We start from the raw sequence: 22655 nt of genomic DNA, 5'->3' as shown, positions 1-22655 counted from the left end.
GTAGCACAAGGGTTTGTGACGAGCATGGGTGAGGTTCCAATGGCGGGTCAGGCGTCGGATCAGGAAAAGATCCTCGGCTACTTGAAGCGGGTGACGGCCGATCTGCACCAGACACGGCAGCGCCTGCGCGAGGTCGAGTCCCAGGAGCCGGAGCCGATCGCGATCGTCGGCATGGCCTGCAGGTTCCCCGGCGGCATCGAGTCGCCGGAGGGCCTGTGGGACCTGGTGGCGGGCGGCCGGGACGCCATCACCGACTTCCCCGCCGACCGCGGCTGGGACCTCGCGTCCCTGTACGACGCCGACCCCGACCAGCGGGGTACTTCGTACACCCGCGAGGGCGGATTCCTCGACGGGGTCGGCGAGTTCGATGCCGCCTTCTTCGGGATCAGCCCGCGCGAAACCCTCGGCATGGACCCGCAGCAGCGCCTGCTGCTCGAAACCTCCTGGGAGACCTTCGAGCGCGCCGGGATCGACCCGGCGGCCCTGCGCGGCAGCAAGGCCGGTGTCTTCATCGGCACCAACGGCCAGGACTACCCCGATCTGCTGCGCGACGGGGTCCCGCAGGGCGTCGAGCAGTACCTCCTCACCGGGAACGCCGCCAGCGTCATCTCCGGTCGGCTCTCCTACACCTTCGGCCTCGAAGGTCCCTCCGTCACCGTCGACACCGCCTGCTCGGCCTCGCTCGTCGCCCTCCACCTCGCGGTGCAGGCGCTGCGCAATGGCGAGTGCTCCCTGGCCCTGGCGGGCGGTGTCACGGTCATGTCCAGCCCGCGCGCCTTCGTGCAGTTCAGCCGGCAGCGCGGACTCGCCCCCGACGGCCGGTGCAAGCCGTTCGCCGACGGCGCCGACGGCACCGGCTGGGGCGAGGGCGTCGGCATGCTGCTTGTCGAGAAGCTGTCCGACGCCCGCCGCCTCGGCCACCCCGTCCTGGCCGTCGTCCGCGGCAGCGCGATCAACCAGGACGGCGCCTCCAACGGCCTGACCGCCCCCAACGGGCCCTCCCAGCAGCGTGTCATCCGGCAGGCCCTGACCAACGCCGGACTCACCCCGGCGCAGGTCGACGTCGTCGAGGCGCACGGCACCGGCACCACCCTCGGCGACCCCATCGAGGCGCAGGCCATCCTGGCCACCTACGGCCAGAACCGGCCCGAGGGCCGGCCGCTGTGGCTCGGATCGGTCAAATCCAACCTCGGGCACACCCAGGCCGCCGCCGGTGTCGCGGGCATCATCAAGATGATCCTGGCGATGCAGCATGGCGTCCTGCCCGAGTCCCTCCACATCGACCAGCCGTCCACCGCCGTCGACTGGACCACCGGCGACGTCGAGCTGCTCACCCGGGCCGTGCCATGGCCTGAGACCGGCCAGCCGCGCCGGGCCGGTATCTCCTCCTTCGGCGTCAGCGGCACCAACGCCCACACCGTCATCGAGCAGGCCCCGCCCGCCGACCCGGCCGGCCCCGCCCCCGCGACGGCCGAGCCCGCGGCGGGGGCGACGGCGACCGCGACGGCGACCGCGACGGCCGAGCCCACCGTGGCCGCCGCCGGGCCGGTGCCGCTCCTGGTGTCGGGCCACAGCGAGGAGGCCCTGCGCGCCCAGGCCGCCCGCCTCGCCGCCCACCTGCGCGCCCGCCCCGAACTCGCCGCGGCCCCCGCGGCCCTGACCGACCTCGGCTTCTCCCTCGCCACCAGCCGCTCCTCGCTGGACCGCAGGGCCGTCCTCTTCGCCGCGGACCGCGAGACGCTGCTCACCGACCTCGAGGCGCTCGCCGCCGGCGAACAGCCCGCGGGCCCGGTCCTCGGCGCCGTCGGCGACGGCAACACCGCCTTCCTGTTCACCGGCCAGGGCAGCCAGCGCCCGGGCATGGGGCGGGAGCTGTACGCCACCCACCCCGCCTTCGCCCGCGCCCTCGACGCGGTCCGCGACGAACTCGACCGGCACCTCGAACGCCCCCTGTACGACGTACTGTTCGCCACCGAAGGCACCCCGGAGGCGGCGCTCCTCGACGAGACCGCGTACACCCAGGCCGCCCTGTTCGCCGTGGAGGTCGCCCTCTACCGGCAGCTCGAACAGTGGGGCGTGACCGCCGACTTCCTCATCGGGCACTCCATCGGTGAACTCGCCGCCGCCCATGTCTCCGGCGTCCTCACGCTCCCCGACGCGGCAGCCCTCGTGGCCGCCCGTGGCCGCCTGATGCAGGCCCTGCCCGCCGGTGGCGCGATGATCGCCGTCGAGGCCACCGAGGACGAGGTCACCCCGCTGCTCACCGGCCGGGTGTCCATAGCCGCCGTCAACGGCCCCCGCTCCGTGGTCGTCTCCGGCGACGAGGACGCCGCCACCGCGGTCGCCGAAGCCCTGCGCGCCCGTGGCCGCCGCACCAAGCGGCTGACGGTCAGCCACGCCTTCCACTCGCCGCTCATGGACGGCATGCTCGACGCGTTCCGCGAGGCCGCCGAAGCCGTCTCCTACGCGCCGCCCGTCATCCCGATCGTCTCCAACCTCACCGGCGCCTCCGTCACCGCCGACGAGATCTGCACCGCCGACTACTGGGTCCGGCACGTCCGCGAGGCGGTCCGCTTCCTCGACGGGGTGCGCGGCCTGGCCGACCTCGGCGTCACCACCTTCGTCGAGGTCGGCCCCGGCGGGGTCCTCACCGCCCTCGCACAGGACTGCCTCACCGGCCAGGACGGCCGGGACGACGCCGTGTTCGTCCCCGTCCTGCGCGCCGACCGCCCCGAGCCGGCCGCGTTCGCCGCCGCCGTCGCCCAGGCCCACGTCCACGGCGTCCCCGTCGACTGGTCCGCCGTCTTCGCCGGCCGCGACGCCACCCGTGTCGACCTGCCCACGTACGCCTTCCAGCGCCGGCTGTACTGGCCCGAGCAGCCCACTGCCTGGACCGGCGACGTCACCGCCGCCGGCATCGGCTCCGCCGACCACCCCCTGCTCGGCGCGGCCATCGCCCTGGCCGACGGCGACGGCTACCTGTTCACGGGCCGGCTCTCCCTGGCCACCCACCCCTGGCTCGCCGACCACACGGTCATGGACACCGTGCTGCTGCCCGGCACCGCCTTCGTGGAACTCGCCCTCCGGGCCGGCGAGCACACCGGCTGCGAACTCCTCGACGAACTCACCCTCCAGGCACCCCTGGCCCTGCCCCCGCACGGCGGCGTACAGATCCAGCTCGCCGTCGGCGCCCCCGAGGCCGACGGACGGCGCTCCCTGACCCTGCACTCCCGGCCCGAGGATGCCGCCGACGACGCCTGGGGCGAAGGCGCCTGGACCCGGCACGCCACCGGCTTCCTCGCCCCCGCCGGCGCCCCCGCCGACCGGGGGACCGGCACCGACCTGGCCGTCTGGCCGCCGCAGGGCGCCACCCCCGTGCCCGTCGAGGGCCTCTACGACCACCTCACCGCCTCCGGCTTCGCCTACGGTCCCGTCTTCCAGGGCCTGACCGGCGCCTGGCAGCGCGCCGACGAGGTCTTCGCCGAGGTCCGCCTGCCCGAGCAGGCGCACCCCGAAGCGGCCCTGTTCGGCCTGCACCCCGCCCTGCTGGACGCCGCCCTGCACGCCGTCGGCATGGGCGCCCTGCTGGAGGACACCGAGCACGGCAGGCTGCCGTTCTCCTGGAGCGGAGTCGCCCTCCGGGCCGTCGGCGCCCGCGCCCTGCGGGTCCGGCTGGCACCCGCCGGCCAGGACACCGTCTCCGTGGACCTGGCCGACGAGACCGGCGCACCCGTCGCCTCCGTCGACGCGCTGCTGCTCCGCCCGGTCACCCCCGACCAGGTGCGGGCGGCCCGTACTGCCTTCCACGAGTCGCTGTTCCGCGTCGAGTGGAGCCCGCTGGCCCTGCCGGCCGCCACCACCGTCGCCCCCGGCCAGTGGGCCCTCCTCGGCGAGACCGGAACCGGGTCCCGCTTCACCACCGTGCTGCCGACCGCCGCCGCCCACACCGACCTCGCCGCCCTCGGCGCGGCGGTCGAGGCCGGCGGCCCCGTACCGCAGGCCGTCCTCGTGCCCCTGCCCGCCGCCGCGGATGCGGCGCGGACCCCCGTCGACGCCGCCCTGCCCGGCGCCGTCGCCGAGGCCCTGCACCACGCCCTGGACCTGGCCCGGGCCTGGCTCGCCGACGACCGCTTCGCCGGCTCCCACCTGGTGTTCGTCACCCGCGGCGCCATCGCCACCACCGCCGGCTCCGATGTGCCCGACCTGGCGCACGCCCCGCTGTGGGGCCTGCTGCGCTCGGCCCAGTCCGAGCACCCCGACCGGTTCGTCCTGCTCGACCTGGACGACCACGAGTCGTCCCTGCGCGCCCTGCCGGCCGCCCTGCCCGCCGCGCTGGCCACCGCCGAGCCGCAGCTCGCCCTCCGCGAGGGCCGCGCCGTCGTGCCCCGGCTCGCCCGCGTCCCCGCCGGCCCCGACCAGCAGGCTCCCGCGCTCGACCCGGACGGCACCGCCCTGGTCACCGGCGCCACCGGCACCCTCGGCGGGCTGGTCGCCCGTCATCTGGTCACCGAGCACGGCGTACGCCACCTGCTGCTGACCAGCCGCCGCGGCGAGGCCGCCGCCGGTGCCCCCGAACTCCTGGCCGAACTGCGCGGCCTGGGTGCCGAGGTGACCCTTGCCGCCTGCGACGCCGCCGACCGCGAGGCGCTCTCCGCGCTGCTGGCCGCCGTACCGGCCGACCGGCCGCTGACCGCCGTCGTCCACACCGCCGGCGTGCTCGACGACGGCATCCTCGAAGCCCTCACTCCCGAGCGGATCGACCACGTCCTGCCCGCCAAGGTCGACGCGGCTGTCCACCTGCACGAGCTGACCCGCGACCTCGACCTCGCGGCGTTCGTCCTGTTCTCCGCCGCCGCCGGTACCCTCGGCGCGGCCGGCCAGGCCAACTACGCCGCCGCCAACACCTTCCTCGACGCGCTCGCCCAGCGCCGCCGCGCCGAGGGCCTGCCCGCCACCGCGCTTGCCTGGGGCCTGTGGGCCGAACGCAGCGGTATGACCGGCGACCTCGCCGACGCCGACCTGGAGCGGATCTCCCGCGCCGGAGTCGCCGCGCTGTCCTCCGCCGAGGGCCTGGCCCTCATGGACACCGCCCGCGCCGTCGGCGACCCCACCGCCGTCCCCATGCACCTGGACCTGGCCGCGCTCCGCCAGGCCGACGCGAGCAGCGTCCCCGCCCTGCTGCGCGGTCTGGTCCGGCCCGCCGCGCGCCGGGCCGCCGCCGACCGGGGCGCCGCCCCCGCCGACGGTCTCACCGAGCGGCTGCTGCCGCTGACCGCCGCCGAACGCGACCGGCTGCTGCTGGCCACCGTCCGCGTCCAGGTCGCCGCCGTCCTCGGCTTCCCCGGCCCCGACGCCGTCGACCCCGGCCGCGCCTTCAAGGAGCTCGGCTTCGACTCGCTCACCGCCGTCGAACTGCGCAACCGCCTCGGCTCGGCCACCGGTGTCCGGCTGCCCGCCACCCTCGTCTTCGACTACCCCACCCCCAACGCCCTCGCGGTGTTCCTGCGCACCGAACTCCTCGGCGACCGGGCCGCCCCGGCCCCGGCCGGCACCGGCACCGGCGCCCGCGCCACCGCCGCCGACGAGCCCATCGCCATCGTCGCCATGAGCTGCCGCTACCCCGGCGGCGTCGCCACCCCCGAGGAGCTGTGGCAGCTCGTCGCCGGCTCCGTCGACGCGATCTCCCCGTTCCCCACCGACCGCGGCTGGAACCTCGACGCGCTGTACGACTCCGACCCCGGTCAGGCCGGGACCTCGTACACCCGCGAAGGCGGCTTCCTCCACGACGCCGCCGACTTCGACCCCGACGTCTTCGGCATCAATCCGCGCGAGGCCCTGGCCATGGACCCGCACCAGCGGCTCCTGCTGGAGACCTCCTGGGAGGCGTTCGAGCGGGCCGGCCTGGACCCCTCGTCGCTGCGCGGCAGCCGTACCGGCGTGTTCGCCGGCGTCATGTACCACGACTACCTGACCCGACTCCCCGCCGTACCCGAGGGCCTGGAGGGCTACCTCGGCACCGGCACCGCCGGCAGCGTCGCCTCCGGCCGCATCTCCTACACTTTCGGCCTCGAAGGCCCCGCCGTCACCATCGACACGGCCTGCTCCTCCTCCCTGGTCGCCCTGCACCTGGCCGCGCAGGCGCTGCGCAACGGCGAATGCGACATGGCACTCGCCGGCGGCGTCACCGTCATGTCCACCCCGGACACCTTCATCGACTTCAGCCGCCAGCGCGGACTGTCGACGGACGGCCGCTGCAAGTCCTTCTCCGGCGACGCCGACGGCACCGGCTGGGCCGAGGGCGCCGGCATGATCCTCGTCGAGCGGCTCTCCGACGCCCGCCGCAACGGCCACCCGGTGCTGGCCGTGGTCCGCGGTACCGCCGTCAACCAGGACGGCGCCTCCAACGGCCTGACCGCCCCGAACGGGCCCTCCCAGCAGCGCGTCATCCGGGAGGCCCTCGCCCACGCCGGCCTGACCCCCGCCGACGTCGACGCCGTCGAGGCGCACGGCACCGGCACCACCCTCGGCGACCCCATCGAGGCGCAGGCCCTGCTGGCCACCTACGGCCAGGGCCGCCCCGCGGACCGGCCGCTGCGCCTGGGCTCCATCAAGTCCAACATCGGCCACACCCAGGCCGCCGCCGGCGCCGCCGGCATTATCAAGATGGTCCAGGCGATGCGCCACGGCGTCCTGCCGGCCTCCCTGCACATCGGCGAGCCGTCCCCGCACATCGACTGGACCGCCGGCGCGGTCGAGCTGCTGACCGAGTCCGCCGCCTGGCCCGAAACGGGCCGCCCGCGCCGCGCGGGCATCTCCTCCTTCGGCGTCAGCGGCACCAACGCGCACGTCATCATCGAGCAGCCGCCCACCGAGGCGGACACCGAGGCACCCACCGAAGCGGACGCCGAGCCGGACCCCGAGACCGGCATGCCCGCCGGGACGCCGCTGCCGTTCGTCCTCTCCGGCCGTACCCCCGACGCACTGCGCGCCCAGGCCGCCCGGCTCGCCGCGCACCTCGCGGAACACCCCGACGCGGCCCCCGCCGACATCGCGTACTCCCTGGCCACCACCCGCACCGCCCTGGACCGCCGGGCCGCCGTCGTCGCCGGTGACCGCGAGGAACTCCTCGCCGGACTCACCGCCCTCGCCGAGGGCCGCGACGGCGCCCGGCTCGTCCAGCACGACACCGCCGACGGCAGGCTCGCCGTCCTCTTCACCGGACAGGGCAGCCAGCGCCCCGGCATGGGCCGCGAACTGTACGAGACCCACCCGGCGTTCGCCGCCGCCCTGGACGAGGTCTGCGCGGCCCTGGAGCCGCACCTCGAACAGCCCCTCAAGAACGTCCTGTTCGCCGAGGACGGTGCACTCCTCAACCGGACCGGCTACACCCAGCCCGCCCTGTTCGCCCTGGAGACCGCGCTCTACCGCCTCGTCGAATCCTGGGGCCTGCGCCCCGACTTCGTCGCAGGCCACTCCATCGGAGAGATCACCGCCGCGCACGTCGCGGGCGTCCTCTCGCTGCCCGACGCGGCCGTCCTGGTCGCCGCCCGGGGCCGCCTCATGGAGCAACTGCCCGAGGGCGGCGCGATGATCGCGCTGACCGCCACCGAGGACGAGGTTCGGCCGCTGCTGGCCGGCCACGAGGACCGGATCGGCATCGCCGCCGTCAACTCCGCCTCCGGTGTGGTGATTTCGGGCGAGGAGGCCCTGGCGCTGGAGATCGCCGCCGAGTTCGAGCGGCGCGGCCGGCAGACCAAGCGGCTCACCGTCAGCCACGCCTTCCACTCCCCGCTGATGGACGGCATGCTCAACGCCTTCCGCGACGTCGCCGCCTCCCTCACCTACCACGCGCCCGCCATCCCCGTCGTCACCCATCTCACCGGCGAGATCGCGGGCGAGGAACTGCGCACCCCCGAGCACTGGGTCTCCCACGTCCGCGAAGCCGTCCGCTTCCTCGACGGCATCCGCACCCTGGACGCCGAGCGCGTCACCACCTACCTGGAACTGGGCCCGCAGGGCGTGCTGTCCGGCCTGGGCCGCGACTGCCTCACCGACACCGACACCGACACCGACACCGACACCGACACCGACACCGGCACGGACGTGGTCTTCGTTCCGGCCCTGCGCCGCGACCGCGGCGAGGCGGAGGCACTGGCCGCTGCCGTCGCCGCCGTCCACACCCGGGCCGTCCCGCTCGACTGGGCCGCGTACTTCGCCGCGACCGGCGCCCGCCGCACCGACCTGCCCACGTACGCCTTCCAGCGCCGCCGGTTCTGGCTCGAAGCCCCCGCCGGCTTCATCGGCGACGTCGAATCGGCCGGCCTGGGCGCCGCCCACCACCCGCTGCTCGGTGCCGCCGTCCCGCTCGCCGACGGCGAGGGCTTCCTGTTCACCGGACGCCTCTCCCTCGACACCCACCCCTGGCTGGCCGACCACGCCGTCATGGGCACCGTCCTGCTGCCCGGCACCGCCTTCGTCGAACTCGCCGTCCGGGCCGGCGACCAGGCCGGCTGCGACGTCCTCGAGGAACTCACCCTCGAAGCCCCGCTGGTCCTCGCCCCGCACGCCGCGGTCCGCCTCCAGATCGTGGTCGGCGCCCCCGACCGGGACGGTCGGCGCACCCTGGACCTGTACTCCGGCGACCCGGACGCCGCCGACGACGAGCCGTGGACCCGCCACGCCACCGGTGTCCTCGCCGCCGGCGCCCCGCGTCCCGCCTTCGACCTCACCGCCTGGCCCCCGCCGGGCGCCGAGGCCGTCACCGTCGACGGCCTGTACGAGCACCTGGGCCAGGGCGGCTTCGCCTACGGGCCCGTGTTCCAGGGCCTGCGGGCCGCCTGGACCCTCGGCGAGGACGTCTACGCCGAGGTGGCCCTGCCCGAGGACCGGCAGTCCGAGGCCACCCGGTTCGGCCTGCACCCGGCCCTGCTCGACGCCGCCCTGCACGCCACCTTCGTCCGGCCGTCCGACGCGGACCGCCAGGCGGGGCTGCCGTTCTCCTGGCGCGGCGTGTCCCTGCACGCCGTCGGCGCCGCCGCACTGCGCGTCCGCCTCACCTCGGCGGGCGAGGACACCCTCTCCCTCCAGCTGGCCGACACCACCGGCGCGCCCGTCGCCGCCGTCGAGCAGCTGATGGTCCGGCCGATCTCCGCCGACCGCCTCACCGACGCCATGCGCAGCGCGCACCACGAGTCACTGTTCCGCGTCGAGTGGGCTACCGTCCCCCTGCCGGCGGACACCGCGCCGGGATCCCTGACCGACAGCGCGGCCGGCCCCGCGGACGAACCCGCCACCACCTGGGCCGTCCTCGGCTCGGGCTCCGGCACTGGCCCGGGCGGCACCGGCTCCGGCTCCGGCTCCGCCACCGGCAGTGGCACCGCCACCCTGCCCGGCCAGGGCTACGCCGACCTCACCGCCCTGGCCACGGCCCTGGACGCGGGCGGCGCCCCGGCCCCCGCGTACGTCCTGGCCCCCTGCCCGCCCGCCGAGGCGGATGGCGCGCTCACGCCGGATGCCGTCCGGACGGCCACCCACCAGGCCCTCGCCCTGCTCCAGGCCTGGCTCGCCGACGACCGCTTCGCCGAGTCACGCCTGGTGTTCCTCACCCATGGCGCCGTCGCCACCCAGGGCGACTGGGACCTCGCCGACCCGGTCCACGCCCCCGTCTGGGGCCTGGTCCGCTCCGCCCAGTCGGAGAACCCCGACCGCTTCGTCCTCGCCGACCTCGACGACGATGCCCCGGTTGAAACCCTCGCCGCCGCCCTCGCCACCGGCGAACCGCAGTTCGCGATCCGCCGCGGCACCGTCCATGCCCCCCGTCTCGCCCGGATCCCCGCCACCACCCCGCTGACCCCGCCCGCGGACGGTTCCGCCTGGCGCATGGACATCGAGGACAAGGGCACCCTCGACCACCTCACCCTCCTCCCCAGCCCCGAGTCCGAGGCACCGCTGGAGCCCGGCCAGGTCCGCGTCGCCGTGCGCGCCGCCGGCCTCAACTTCCGCGACGTGCTCAACGCCCTCGGCATGTACCCCGGCGACCCCGGCCTGATGGGCTCCGAAGGCGCCGGCATCGTCCTGGAGACCGGCCCCGGCGTCACCGACCTCGCCCCCGGCGACCGCGTCATGGGCATGCTGCCCGGCGCGTTCGGCCCGCTCACCGTCGTCGACCGCCGCATGATCGCCCCGATGCCCGAGGGCTGGACTTTCGCCGAGGCCGCGGCCGTACCGATCGTCTTCATGACGGCGTACTACGCCCTCCACGACCTCGCCGGCCTGCGCGAGGGCGAAACCCTCCTCGTGCACGCCGCCGCCGGCGGCGTCGGCATGGCCGCCGTCCAGCTGGCCCGCCACTGGGGCGCCGAGGTCTACGCCACCGCCAGTCCCACCAAGTGGGACACCCTGCGCGGACTCGGCCTGACCGACGACAGGATCGCTTCCTCCCGCACCCTCGACTTCGAGGACGCCTTCCGCACGGCCACCGACGGACGCGGCGTCGACGTCGTCCTCGACTCCCTCGCCCGCGAGTTCGTCGACGCCTCCCTGCGGCTCCTGCCGCGCGGCGGACGCTTCGTCGAGATGGGCAAGACCGACGTCCGCGACCCCCGCGACGTCGCCGCCGCCCACCCCGGCGTCGGCTACCAGGCGTTCGACCTGACCGAGGCCGGCCTCGACCGCATCCAGGAGATGCTCACCGCCCTCCTTGGCCTCTTCGAGTCCGGAGCCCTGCGCCCGATCCCGGTCTCCGCCTGGGACCTGCGCCAGGCCCCCGAAGCCTTCCGCTACCTCAGCCAGGCCCGCCACACCGGCAAGATCGTGCTCACCGTGCCCGCCGAGTGGAACCCCGACGGCACCGTCCTCATCACCGGCGGCACCGGCACCCTTGGTGCCCTCGTCGCCCGGCACGCCGTCACCGCCCGCGGCGCCCGCCGCCTGATCCTGACCAGCCGCCGCGGCGAGGCCGCCGCCGGCGCCGCCGAACTCGCCGCAGAGCTGCGCGCCCTGGGCGCCGAGGTCACCGTCGCCGCCTGCGACGCCGCCGACCGCGACGCACTCGCCGCCCTCCTGGCCGGCATCCCGGCCGCACACCCGCTGACCGCCGTCGTCCACACCGCCGGCGTCCTCGACGACGGCATCACGACGGCCCTCACCCCCGAGCGGATCGACCGCGTCCTGCGCCCCAAGGCCGACGCCGCCCTCCACCTGCACGAACTCACCCGCCACCTGGACCTGGCCGACTTCGTCCTCTTCTCCTCCGCCGCCGGCACCTTCGGCGGCGCCGGCCAGGCCAACTACGCCGCCGCGAACGTCTTCCTCGACGCCCTCGCCCGCCACCGCCAGGCCCACGGCCTGGCCGCCACCTCCCTCGGCTGGGGCCTGTGGGCCGAGGCCAGCGGCATGACCGGCGAGCTGGACACCGCCGACAAGGACCGCATGACGCGCTCCGGCGTCCTCGGCCTCTCCTCCGAGGAGGGCCTGGCCCTGCTCGACACCGCCCACCGCACCGGCGACGCCCACCTCGTCCCCATGCAGCTCGACCTCGCGCCCCTGCGCCAGGCCGACGCGAGCATGGTCCCCGCCCTGCTGCGCGGCCTGGTCCGGGCCCCCGCCCGCCGGGCCGCGGCGGCCACCGCCGCCGGCACCGGCACCGGAACCTCGCTCGTGGAGCAGCTCGTACGGCTCCCCGAGAACGAACGCGACGCGCTGCTGCTGGACCTCGTACGCGACCAGGTGGCCGCCGTCCTCGGCCACGCCACCCCCGACGCCGTCGAACCCGGGCGCGCCTTCAAGGACCTCGGCTTCGACTCGCTGACCGCCGTCGAGTTCCGCAACCGGCTCGGCGCCACCGCCGGCGTCCGGCTGCCCGCCACCCTCGTCTTCGACTACCCCACCCCCACCGTCCTCGCCGGCTACCTCAAGGACGAACTCCTCGGCTCCGAGGCCGCTGCCGCTGCCGCCGCCCTCACGGTCCGGTCGGCCGCCGCCGAGGCCGACGACCCCATCGCCATCGTCGCCATGAGCTGCCGCTTCCCCGGCGACGTCCGCAGTCCCGAAGACCTGTGGGAACTGCTCGCCGAAGGCCGCGACGGCATCGCGCACCTCCCGGCCGACCGCGGCTGGGACACCGAGGCGCTGTACGACCCCGACCCCGACAACCCCGGCACCTCCTACGCCCGCGAAGGCGGCTTCGTCTACGACGCCCACCACTTCGACCCGTCGTTCTTCGGGATCAACCCGCGCGAGGCCCTCGCCATGGACCCGCAGCAGCGCCTGCTGCTGGAGACCTCCTGGGAGGCCTTCGAGCGGGCCGGGATCGACCCGACGGGCCTGCGGGGCCGACAGGTCGGCGTGTTCGTCGGCCAGATGCACAACGACTACGTGTCCCGCCTGAACACCGTCCCCGAAGGCGTCGAGGGCTACCTCGGCACCGGCGGCTCCAGCAGCATCGCCTCCGGCCGCGTCTCCTACACCTTCGGCTTCGAGGGCCCGGCCGTCACCGTCGACACCGCCTGCTCCTCCTCGCTGGTCGCCCTGCACCTGGCGGCGCAGGCCCTGCGGGCCGGCGAGTGCTCGCTCGCCCTGGCGGGCGGCGTCACCATCATCACCACCCCCGACGTCTTCACCGAGTTCAGCCGGCAGCGAGGCCTTGCCGCCGACGGCCGCTGCAAGCCGTTCGCCGCGGCTGCCGACGGCACCGCCTGGGGCGAGGGCGTCGGCATGCTCCTCGTCGAGCGGCTGTCGGACGCCCGCCGCAACGGCCACCAGGTGCTGGCGGTCCTCCGCGGCACCGCCGTCAACCAGGACGGCGCCAGCAACGGCCTCACCGCCCCCAACGGCCCCTCGCAGCAGCGCGTCATCCGCCAGGCCCTGGCCAACGCCGGCCTGACCGCCGCCGAGGTGGACGCGGTGGAGGCGCACGGTACGGGTACCCGGCTCGGCGACCCGATCGAGGCACAGGCGCTGCTGGCCACGTACGGCCAGGACCGGCCCGAGGACAGCCCGCTGTGGCTGGGCTCCATCAAGTCCAACTTCGGCCACACGCAGGCCGCCGCCGGTGTCGCCGGCATCATCAAGATGGTCCAGGCGATGCGCCACGGCGTACTGCCGCAGACCCTGCACGTGGACGAGCCGTCGCCGCACGTGGACTGGTCGGCGGGCGCGGTCTCGCTGCTCACCGAGCAGCGGGCGTGGCCCGAGACCGGCCGCCCGCGCCGCGCGGGCGTCTCCTCCTTCGGCATGAGCGGTACGAACGCCCACGCCATCATCGAACTCCCGGCGGACGCCGTCGCTCCGGTGACCGCTCCGGTCGCCGGAACGGTGGCCCCGGTCGCGCTGCCCTGGCACCTGACCGCCCGCACGCCCGAGGCACTGCGCGCCCAGGGCGAGCGACTCCTGTCCCACCTGGCGGCCCACCCGACGACGCCGCTGACCGACATCGGCCACACCCTGGCGACCACCCGGGCCGTCTTCGAGCACCGCGCGACGGTGGTCGCCTCGGACCACGACGGCTTCCGCGCCGGCCTGGCGGCCCTCGCCGAGGGGCGCGGGGCGGCGGGCCTGGTCCAGGGCTCGCCGACGGCGGGGGAGAAGCTCGCGTTCCTGTTCACGGGGCAGGGGAGTCAGCGGCTGGGGATGGGGCGTGAGCTGTATGACGCGTATCCGGTGTTCGCGGAGGCGCTGGACGCGGTCTGTGAGCGGCTGGAACTGCCGCTGAAGGATGTGCTGTTCGGTACGGATGCGGAGTTGCTGGACCGGACGGAATTTGCGCAGCCTGCGTTGTTCGCGGTCGAGGTGGCGCTGTTCCGGCTGGTCGAGTCGTGGGGCGTGAAGCCGGACTTCGTGGCCGGTCACTCGATCGGTGAGATTGCTGCCGCGCACGTCGCGGGTGTGCTGTCCCTGGAGGACGCGTGCACCCTGGTCGCTGCCCGTGGTCGTCTGATGCAGGCGCTGCCGTCCGGTGGTGTGATGATCGCGCTGGAGGCTTCGGAGGACGAGGTTCTTCCGCTGCTGACCGACCGGGTGAGTATCGCGGCGGTCAACGGCCCCCGTTCGGTTGTGGTCGCTGGTGACGAGGACGCGGCGGTCGCGATCGCCGAGTCGTTCTCCGGCCGCAAGACCAAGCGCCTGACGGTGAGCCACGCGTTCCACTCGCCGCACATGGACGGCATGCTCGACGCCTTCCGCGAGGTGGCGGGCGGGCTGACGTACGGAGCCCCGAGCATCCCGATCGTGTCGAACCTGACCGGCGCCCTCGTGTCCGACGAGATGGGTTCGGCGGAGTTCTGGGTGCGGCACGTCCGGGAGGCGGTGCGCTTCCTGGATGGCGTACGCGTCCTGGAGGCCGCCGGGGTGACGACGTACGTCGAGCTCGGGCCCGACGGCGTCCTCTCCGCGATGGCGCAGGCCTGCCTGACCGACGAGTCCCGCTCCACCGCCTTCGTCCCCGCCCTCCGCGCGGGACGCGACGAAGCCGAGACCCTCCTCTCTGCTCTCTCCGCCGCATACGTGCGCGGCGCCGCAGTCGACTGGCACGCGTTCTACGCCCCGCTCGGGGCCGGCCGCATCGACCTGCCGACGTACGCCTTCCAGCGCACCCTCTACTGGCTCGACGCCGGCCGCGCGGACGGTGACGTCGCAGCGGCCGGACTCGGCACCGCCGACCACCCGCTGCTCGGCGCCGAGGTCCAGCTGCCCGACTCCGACGGCCACCTCTTCACCGGACGGCTGTCGCTGGCCACCCATCCCTGGCTCGGGGACCACCGGGTCATGGGTGCGGCCCTCCTGCCCGGCACGGCCTTCGTCGAGCTCGCGCTCCGGGCCGGCGAGCACGTCGGCTGCGATCTGGTCGACGAACTCACCCTGGAAGCCCCCCTGGTGCTGCCCGAGCTCGGCGGCGTGCAGCTGCGGCTCTCCGTCGGAGCCGCCGACCCGGCGGGCCGGCGCCGCAGCCTCGCCCTCCACTCCCGCCCCGAGGGCGCGGGCGCGGAGGAGCCGTGGACGCGGCACGCCATCGGTGTGCTCGCGGCCGGGGCTGCCGACCCGGCCCCGCAGGGCCTCACCGAGTGGCCGCCGGCCGGAGCGGAAGCCGTCCCGGTGGAGGGGCTGTACGAGGGCCTCGCGGACTCCGGTTTCGGGTACGGGCCGGTGTTCCAGGGCCTGCGCGCCGCCTGGCGGCACGAGGACGCGTACTACGTCGAGGTCGCACTCCCCGACGGAGCCGAGGACGAAGCGGCACGGTTCGGCCTGCACCCCGCCCTCCTCGACGCCTCCCTGCATGCGCTCGGACTGGCCACCGCGGACGCCGGCGGCGCCGAAGGACGACTCCCGTTCTCCTGGTCCGGTGTCTCCCTGCACGCGGTCGGAGCCTCCGAGCTCCGGGTACGCCTGACCACCGCCCGGAACGGCGAGGTGGCCCTGACGATCGCCGATGCCACCGGAGCACCGGTCGCCTCGGTGGCCGGCCTGGCCCTGCGCGCCGTCAGCCCCGAGCAGCTGAGCACGAGCACCGTGCCGGACCCGACCCGGGACTCCCTCTTCCGCGTGGAGTGGGCGGAGTCGGCCGCCGGCGGCGAGCCGTTCGACGACTGGCTGATGCTGGGCGAGGGTTCGCAGGTGTTCGCGGACCTTGCGGGCCTGGGTGTGGCCGTGGTCGAAGGTGGTGAGATACCGGCTGCCTTGGTGGTGCCGTGTGTGCTGCCGGCCGTCGAGGACCTGGCGGGTTCGGTGCACGCCGAGACCGGGCGGGTGCTGGCGCTGGTCAAGGAGTGGCTGGCGGATGAGCGGTTCGCGGCTTCGCGTCTGGTGTTTCTGACGCGGGGCGCGGTGGCTGCCGTGCCGGGTGAGGGTGTGTCGGACCTGGTGCATGCCGGTGTGTGGGGTCTGGTGCGTTCGGCGCAGTCGGAGAACCCGGGCCGGTTCGTGCTGGTGGATGTTGAGTCCGACAGTGATGTGGCGGCTGCGCTGGCTTCGGGTGAGTCCGAGGTGGCGGTGCGCGGTGGCTCGGTGTTGGTGCCGAGGCTGGCGCGTGCGGCGATCGAGGCCGGCTCTTCGGAGTGGGATGCCGAGGGCACGGTGCTGGTGACGGGTGCGAGTGGTTCGCTGGGCGGGCTGTTCGCGCGTCATCTGGTGACCGAGCACGGTGTCCGGCACCTGCTGCTCGTCAGCCGTCGTGGTGAGGGTCCGGAGCTGTCGGCTGAGCTGACTGCTCTGGGTGCCGAGGTGTCGTGGGCGGCATGCGATGTGGCCGACCGGGAGGCTCTGGCTGCTGTCTTGGCCGGTATCCCGGCCGAGCACCCGCTCGCCGCGGTCATCCACACCGCCGGTGTCCTGGACGACGGCGTGGTCGGCTCGCTGACCGCCGAGCGCCTGTCGGCGGTACTCCGCCCCAAGGTCGACGCCGCGTGGAACCTCCACGAGCTCACGGCCGGGCTGGACCTCTCCGCGTTCGTCCTGTTCTCCTCCGCCGCCGGTGTCTTCGGCGGTGCCGGCCAGGCCAACTACGCCGCCGCCAACACCTTCCTGGACGCCCTCGCCGCGCACCGCACGGCACAGGGCCTGGCAGCCACGTCGCTCGCCTGGGGCCTGTGGACCGGCGTCGGCGGTATGGGCGGCGACCTGACCGACGGCGACCGCGAGCGCATCAGCCGCAGCGGCATCGGCGCCCTCGCACCGGAGACCGGCCTCGCCCTCTTCGACGCGTCCCGGCGCACCACCCACCCGGCGCTCGTCCCCCTCCCGCTCGACCTGGCCGCCCTGCGCGCCCGGGCACGCAGCGGCATGGTTCCGGACCTGCTGCGCGGCCTGGTCCGGGTACCGGCCCGCCGGGCCGCCGGACAGGGGGCCACCGCTGACGGGTCCGCGCTCCGTACGCGGCTGTCCGCACTGCCCGCCGACGAGCGCGACACGGCTCTGCTGGACATGGTCCGGGCCGAGGTGGCCGCCGTACTCGGCCATGCCTCGACCGACGAGGTGCCGGCCGGCCGGGCGTTCAAGGAGCTCGGCTTCGACTCCCTGACCTCCGTCGAGCTGCGCAACCGCCTCGGCGCCGCCACCGGCGAACGGCTGCCCGCCACGCTCGTCTTCGACTACCCGACGCCGACCGCACTCGCCGCGTACCTGCGCACCGAGGTCCTGGGACTGTCCCCGGACGAGGAGACCGCGGTCACGGCCGCCCCCGTCACCCGCGGGACCGCGCTCGACGACGACCCGATCGCGATCGTCGGCATGAGCTGCCGCTACCCCGGCGGGGTCGAAACCCCCGAGGACCTGTGGCGCCTGGTGGTGGGTGGCGTCGACGCCATCTCGGAGTTCCCGCAGGGCCGTGGCTGGGACCTGGAGTCGTTGTACGACCCGGACCCGGACGGCAAGGGCACCAGCTACACCCGCTCCGGCGGCTTCCTGCACGACGCGGGCCGGTTCGACCCGGCGTTCTTCGGGATCTCGCCGCGCGAGGCCGTGGCGATGGACCCGCAGCAGCGGCTGCTGCTGGAGACCTCCTGGGAGGCCTTCGAGCGGGCCGGCATCGACCCGGCCACCATGCGCGGCAGCCGGACCGGCGTCTTCGCGGGCATCATGTACCACGACTACGCCACCCGGATCACCTCCGTGCCGGACGGCGTCGAGGGGTACCTCGGCACCGGCAACTCCGGCAGCATCGCCTCCGGCCGCGTCTCGTACGCCTTCGGCCTGGAGGGCCCGGCGGTCACCGTCGACACGGCCTGCTCGTCCTCCCTCGTCGCCCTGCACTGGGCGATCCAGGCGCTGCGCAACGGCGAGTGCACCATGGCGCTGGCCGGCGGTGTCACGGTCATGTCTACGCCGGGCACCTTCACCGAGTTCAGCCGCCAGCGCGGGCTGGCCGCCGACGGCCGCATCAAGTCCTTCGCCGCAGCCGCCGACGGCACCAGCTGGGCCGAAGGCGCGGGCATGCTGCTGGTGGAGCGGCTCTCGGACGCCCGCCGCAACGGGCACCCGGTGCTGGCCGTGGTCCGGGGTTCCGCGATCAACCAGGACGGTGCCTCGAACGGCCTGACCGCTCCGAACGGCCCCTCCCAACAGCGCGTCATCCGCCAGGCACTGGCCTCCGGCGGGCTGACCAGCGAGCAGATCGACGTGGTCGAGGCGCACGGCACGGGCACGACCCTGGGCGACCCGATCGAGGCGCAGGCCCTGCTGTCGACGTACGGCCGGGAGCGCGCGGCGGACGAGCCGCTGTGGCTGGGCTCGATCAAGTCCAACATGGGCCACACGCAGGCCGCCGCCGGTGTCGCGGGCATCATCAAGATGATCATGGCGATGCGGCACGGGGTCCTGCCCAAGACGCTGCACGTCGACGAGCCGACCCCGCACGTGGACTGGGAGGACGGCGCCGTCACGCTGCTCACCGAGAACACGCCGTGGCCGGAGACGGGCCGCCCGCGCCGAGCCGGTGTGTCCTCGTTCGGCATCAGCGGCACCAACGCGCACACGATCATCGAGCAGGCTCCGGACGAGGCGGCCGTGACCGCCGCCGAGGGTGACGGTGTGCCGGTGCTGCCGTACGTGCTGTCCGCGAGGTCGGCGGACGCGCTGCGCGGCCAGGCGGCCCGTCTGCGGGCGCGCCTGGAGGACTCGGCGGAGCTGAGGGCCACGGACGTGGCCTACTCGCTGGCGACCCGGCGCGCCGCCTTCGACCACCGTGCGGTGGTCGTGGCGGCGGACCGGGAGGAGCTGCTGCGCGGTCTGGGCGCCCTGGAGAGCGACGACCTGGCCACGGCCGGGGTCGCGCGGGGTACCGTGAGCGCCGCCGGGGCCGGGAAGCTCGCCTTCCTGTTCACCGGGCAGGGCAGCCAGCGCCTCGGCATGGGGCGTGAGCTGTACGAGACCCACCCGGTGTTCGCGGCGGCCCTCGACGCGGTGTGCGAGCGGCTGGAACTGCCGCTGAAGGAGGCCCTGTTCGGGGACGACGCCGCTGTCCTGGACCGTACGGAGTACACCCAGCCGGCGCTGTTCGCGGTCGAGGTGGCGCTGTTCCGGCTCGTCGAGAGCTGGGGTCTGCGACCGGACTTCCTGTCCGGTCACTCCATCGGTGAGATCGCCGCCGCGCATGTCGCCGGGGTGCTGTCCCTGGAGGACGCGTGCACGCTGGTCGCCGCACGCGGCCGGCTGATGCAGGCGCTCCCGGCCGGTGGCGTGATGATCGCCGTACAGGCCGCGGAGGACGAGGTCCTGCCGCTGCTGTCCGACCGGGTGAGCATCGCGGCGGTCAACGGCCCCCGGTCGGTGGTCGTCGCCGGTGACGAGGACGCGGCGGTCGCGGTCGCGGAGGCCTTCCCGGACCGCAAGAGCAAGCGGCTGACGGTCAGCCACGCCTTCCACTCGCCGCACATGGACGGCATGCTCGCCGACTTCCGCAAGGTCGCCGAGGAACTGTCGTACGGCGCCCCGCGCATCCCGGTCGTCTCCAACCTGACCGGCGCCCTCGTCACCGACGAGATGGGCTCCGCCGACTTCTGGGTCCGCCACGTCCGGGAGGCCGTCCGCTTCCTCGACGGCATCCGCGCCCTGGAGGACGCCGGAGTCACGACGTACGTCGAACTCGGTCCCGACGGCGTGCTCTCCGCGATGGCTCAGGACTGCCTGACCGAGGACGGGGCCCGCTTCACGCCCACCCTCCGCGCCGGCCGGCCCGAGCCCGAGACCCTGAGCACCGCCCTCGCCCACGCCCACACCCACGGCGCGGCGGTGGACTGGGAGGCGTACTTCGCGCCGACCGGCGCCCGCCAGGTCGAGCTGCCCACCTACGCCTTCCAGCGCGACTGGTACTGGCTCGACTCCGCCGTCGGGGCACAGCACGCCCCGGGCGACGCCACCGGCTTCGGCCTCGGCACGACCGACCACCCGCTGCTCGGCGCGGCCGTCGAACTGCCCGACTCGGACGGGTTCCTCTTCACCGGCCGGCTGTCGACGGCCACCCACCCCTGGCTCGCGGACCACGCCGTCCTCGGCTCGGTCCTCCTGCCGGGTACGGCCTTCGTGGAACTGGCGGTCCGTGCCGGCGACCAGGTCGGCTGCGAGGTCCTGGAGGAACTGACCCTGGAGGCCCCGCTCGTGCTCCCCGAGCACGGCGGCGTCCAACTGCGGCTCTCCGTCGCCGGGGCCGACGACACCGGCCGCCGCGCCCTGTCGCTGTACTCCCGTGACGAGGACAGCCCCGCCGACGAGCCGTGGACGCGGCACGCCGCCGGCGTCCTCGCCACTGGCGCCACCGGCGCCGCGGCCCCGGTCTCCGACCTCACGGCCTGGCCGCCGGCCGACGCCGAACCGGTGGACATCGACGGCCTTTACGAAGGCCTGGCCGCAGCTGGGTTCGACTACGGCCCCGTCTTCCAGGGCCTGCGGGCGGCCTGGCTCCACGGCGACGCCGTGTACGCCGAGGTGAGCCTGGACGAGGAGACCGGGGAGACCGCCGACTGGTTCGGCCTCCACCCGGCACTCCTGGACGCGACCCTCCACGCGGCCGGTCTCGGCGCCCTCGTCGAGAACACCGGCCAGGGACGGCTCCCGTTCGCCTGGAGCGGTGTCCGGCTGCACGCGGCCGGCGCCGCGGCGGTCCGGGTCCGCCTGGCCCCGGCCGGCCGGGACGCGGTGTCCCTGGAGATCGCCGACCAGGCGGGTGTTCCGGTCGCCTCCGTCGAGTCGCTCGTGCTGCGGGCCGTCTCGCCCGAGCAGATCGGCGCGGCGCGCGGCGGCCGACAGGAGTCGCTGTTCCAGGTGGAGTGGACGGCCGTGCCGGTGACCCCGGTCTCCGCGGCCGAGCAGCGCCCCTGGGCCCTGCTCGGGGACGGCCACCCTGGCCTGGACGCCGTCGGCGTCCGCTACGAGGCCCACGCCTCCCTCTCCTCCCTCGCGGATGCGGACCCGGCCGTGGTGTGCGTCCAGCTGTCCCCGGCAACCGACCCGGAGGATGTCGCGGGTGCGGTACACGCCGAGACCGGCCGGGTGCTGGCACTGCTCCAGCAGTGGCTGTCCGACGAGCGGTTCGCGGACTCCCGCCTGCTGGTCCTGACCCAGGGCGCGGTGGCCGCCGTACCGGGTGAGAGCCCGTCGGACCTGGTGCACGCCGCGGCGTGGGGTCTGCTGCGGTCGGCCCAGTCGGAGAACCCCGGCCGGATCGTCCTGGCCGACACGGACGGCAGCGATGCGTCCCACCGCGCACTGCCCGCCGTACTGGCCTCGGGTGAGTCCGAGGTTGCGGTGCGAGGTGGCTCGGTCCTGGTGCCGAGGCTGGCGCGTACGGCGGTCGCCGCTGATGCGGGCGTCGAGTGGGATGCCGAGGGCACGGTGCTGGTGACGGGTGCGACTGGTTCGCTGGGCGGACTGTTCGCACGTCACCTGGTCACCGAGCACGGTGTGCGACGCCTGCTGCTCGTCAGCCGCAGTGGCGAGCGAGCAGACCTGTCGGCCGAGCTTGCGGGCCTGGGTGCCGAGGTGTCGTGGGCCGCGTGTGATGTGGCCGACCGTGAAGCACTCGCCGCTGTGATCAAGGCCATCCCCGCGGAACACCCGCTGACGGCGGTCGTCCACACGGCCGGCGTCCTGGACGACGGTGTCGTCGGCTCGCTGACCGCCGAGCGCCTGTCGGCCGTACTCCGGCCGAAGGCCGATGCGGCCTGGAACCTGCACGAACTCACCCAGGACCTGGACCTCACCGCCTTCGTGCTGTTCTCGTCTGCTGCCGGTGTGTTCGGTGGCGCCGGGCAGGCCAACTACGCGGCGGGCAATACGTTCCTGGACGCCCTGGCCGAACACCGCCGGGCACGGGGTCTGGTGGCCACGTCCCTGGCCTGGGGTCTGTGGGCCGAGGCCGGTGGCATGGGTGGTGCCCTGGATGCCGAGGATGTCTCCCGGCTCGGCCGTGGCGGCGTCAACGCCCTCACCGCCGCCGAAGGCGTGGCGCTGTTCGACGCCGCCACCGCCACCGGGCAGGCGCTGCTCGTCCCGGTCAAGCTCGACCTTGCCGCGCTGCGCGCCCAGGCGGGCAGCGGGATGCTCCCGCCGCTGCTGTCCGGCCTGGTCCGTACGCCCGTACGCCGGGCCGCCGGCACCACCGCCACCGGTACGGACGGCGGAGCGGAGCTGCGCGAGCGCCTCACCGGGCTCTCGCCGGCTGCGCGGGACGAGGCGCTGCTGGAGCTGATCTGCACGTACGTCGCAGGGGTCCTCGGCTTCGCCGGACCCGAAGCGGTCGACCCGGCACGGTCGTTCAGCGAGGTCGGCTTCGACTCGCTGACCGCCGTCGAACTCCGCAACCGGCTCGGCGCCGCCACCGGCGTCCGCCTGCCCGCCACCCTCGTCTTCGACTACCCGACGCCGACGGCACTGGTGGAGTACCTGCGGGACGAGCTCTGGCAGCACGGCGCCGCGGCGGTACCTCCGCTGCTCGCCGAACTGGACCGGCTGGAGAAGACGCTCGTCACGTCCACGCCCGACGACACCGGCCGCGACCGCATCACCGAGCGCCTCCAGGCCCTGCTGGCCGCCTGGAGCGAAGCCGGTGAACAGGCCGCCGCTTCTGCCGACTCCGACTCCGACGGCGCCGATGTGGCCGAGGCCCTGGAGACCGCATCCGACGACGACCTCTTCGACTTCATCGGCAAGGAGTTCGGCATCTCATGACC

The 22655-nt window shown here is 74.7% G+C and carries 1 protein-coding gene; it reads left to right on the top strand.

What is annotated here, in order from left to right; all coding sequences use genetic code 11:
* Window positions 1–24 precede the first annotated feature (24 nt).
* Window positions 25–22653: an SDR family NAD(P)-dependent oxidoreductase gene (locus tag ABT123_RS21850; protein WP_351317143.1), complete on the top strand. Its 22629-nt coding sequence runs from the start codon at window positions 25–27 to the stop codon at window positions 22651–22653.
* Window positions 22654–22655: the final 2 nt, after the last annotated feature.

Source organism: Streptomyces sp. NPDC002054, from assembly GCF_040296685.1.
Classification (GTDB): domain Bacteria; phylum Actinomycetota; class Actinomycetes; order Streptomycetales; family Streptomycetaceae; genus Streptomyces.
This window is presented reverse-complemented; position numbering and strand designations above follow the sequence as displayed.

What these genes read in the sequence shown, in the direction of transcription:
- ABT123_RS21850 (WP_351317143.1), top strand. Translation starts at nt 25, where the DNA reads ATGGGTGAGGTTCCAATGGCGGGTCAGGCGTCGGATCAGGAAAAGATC.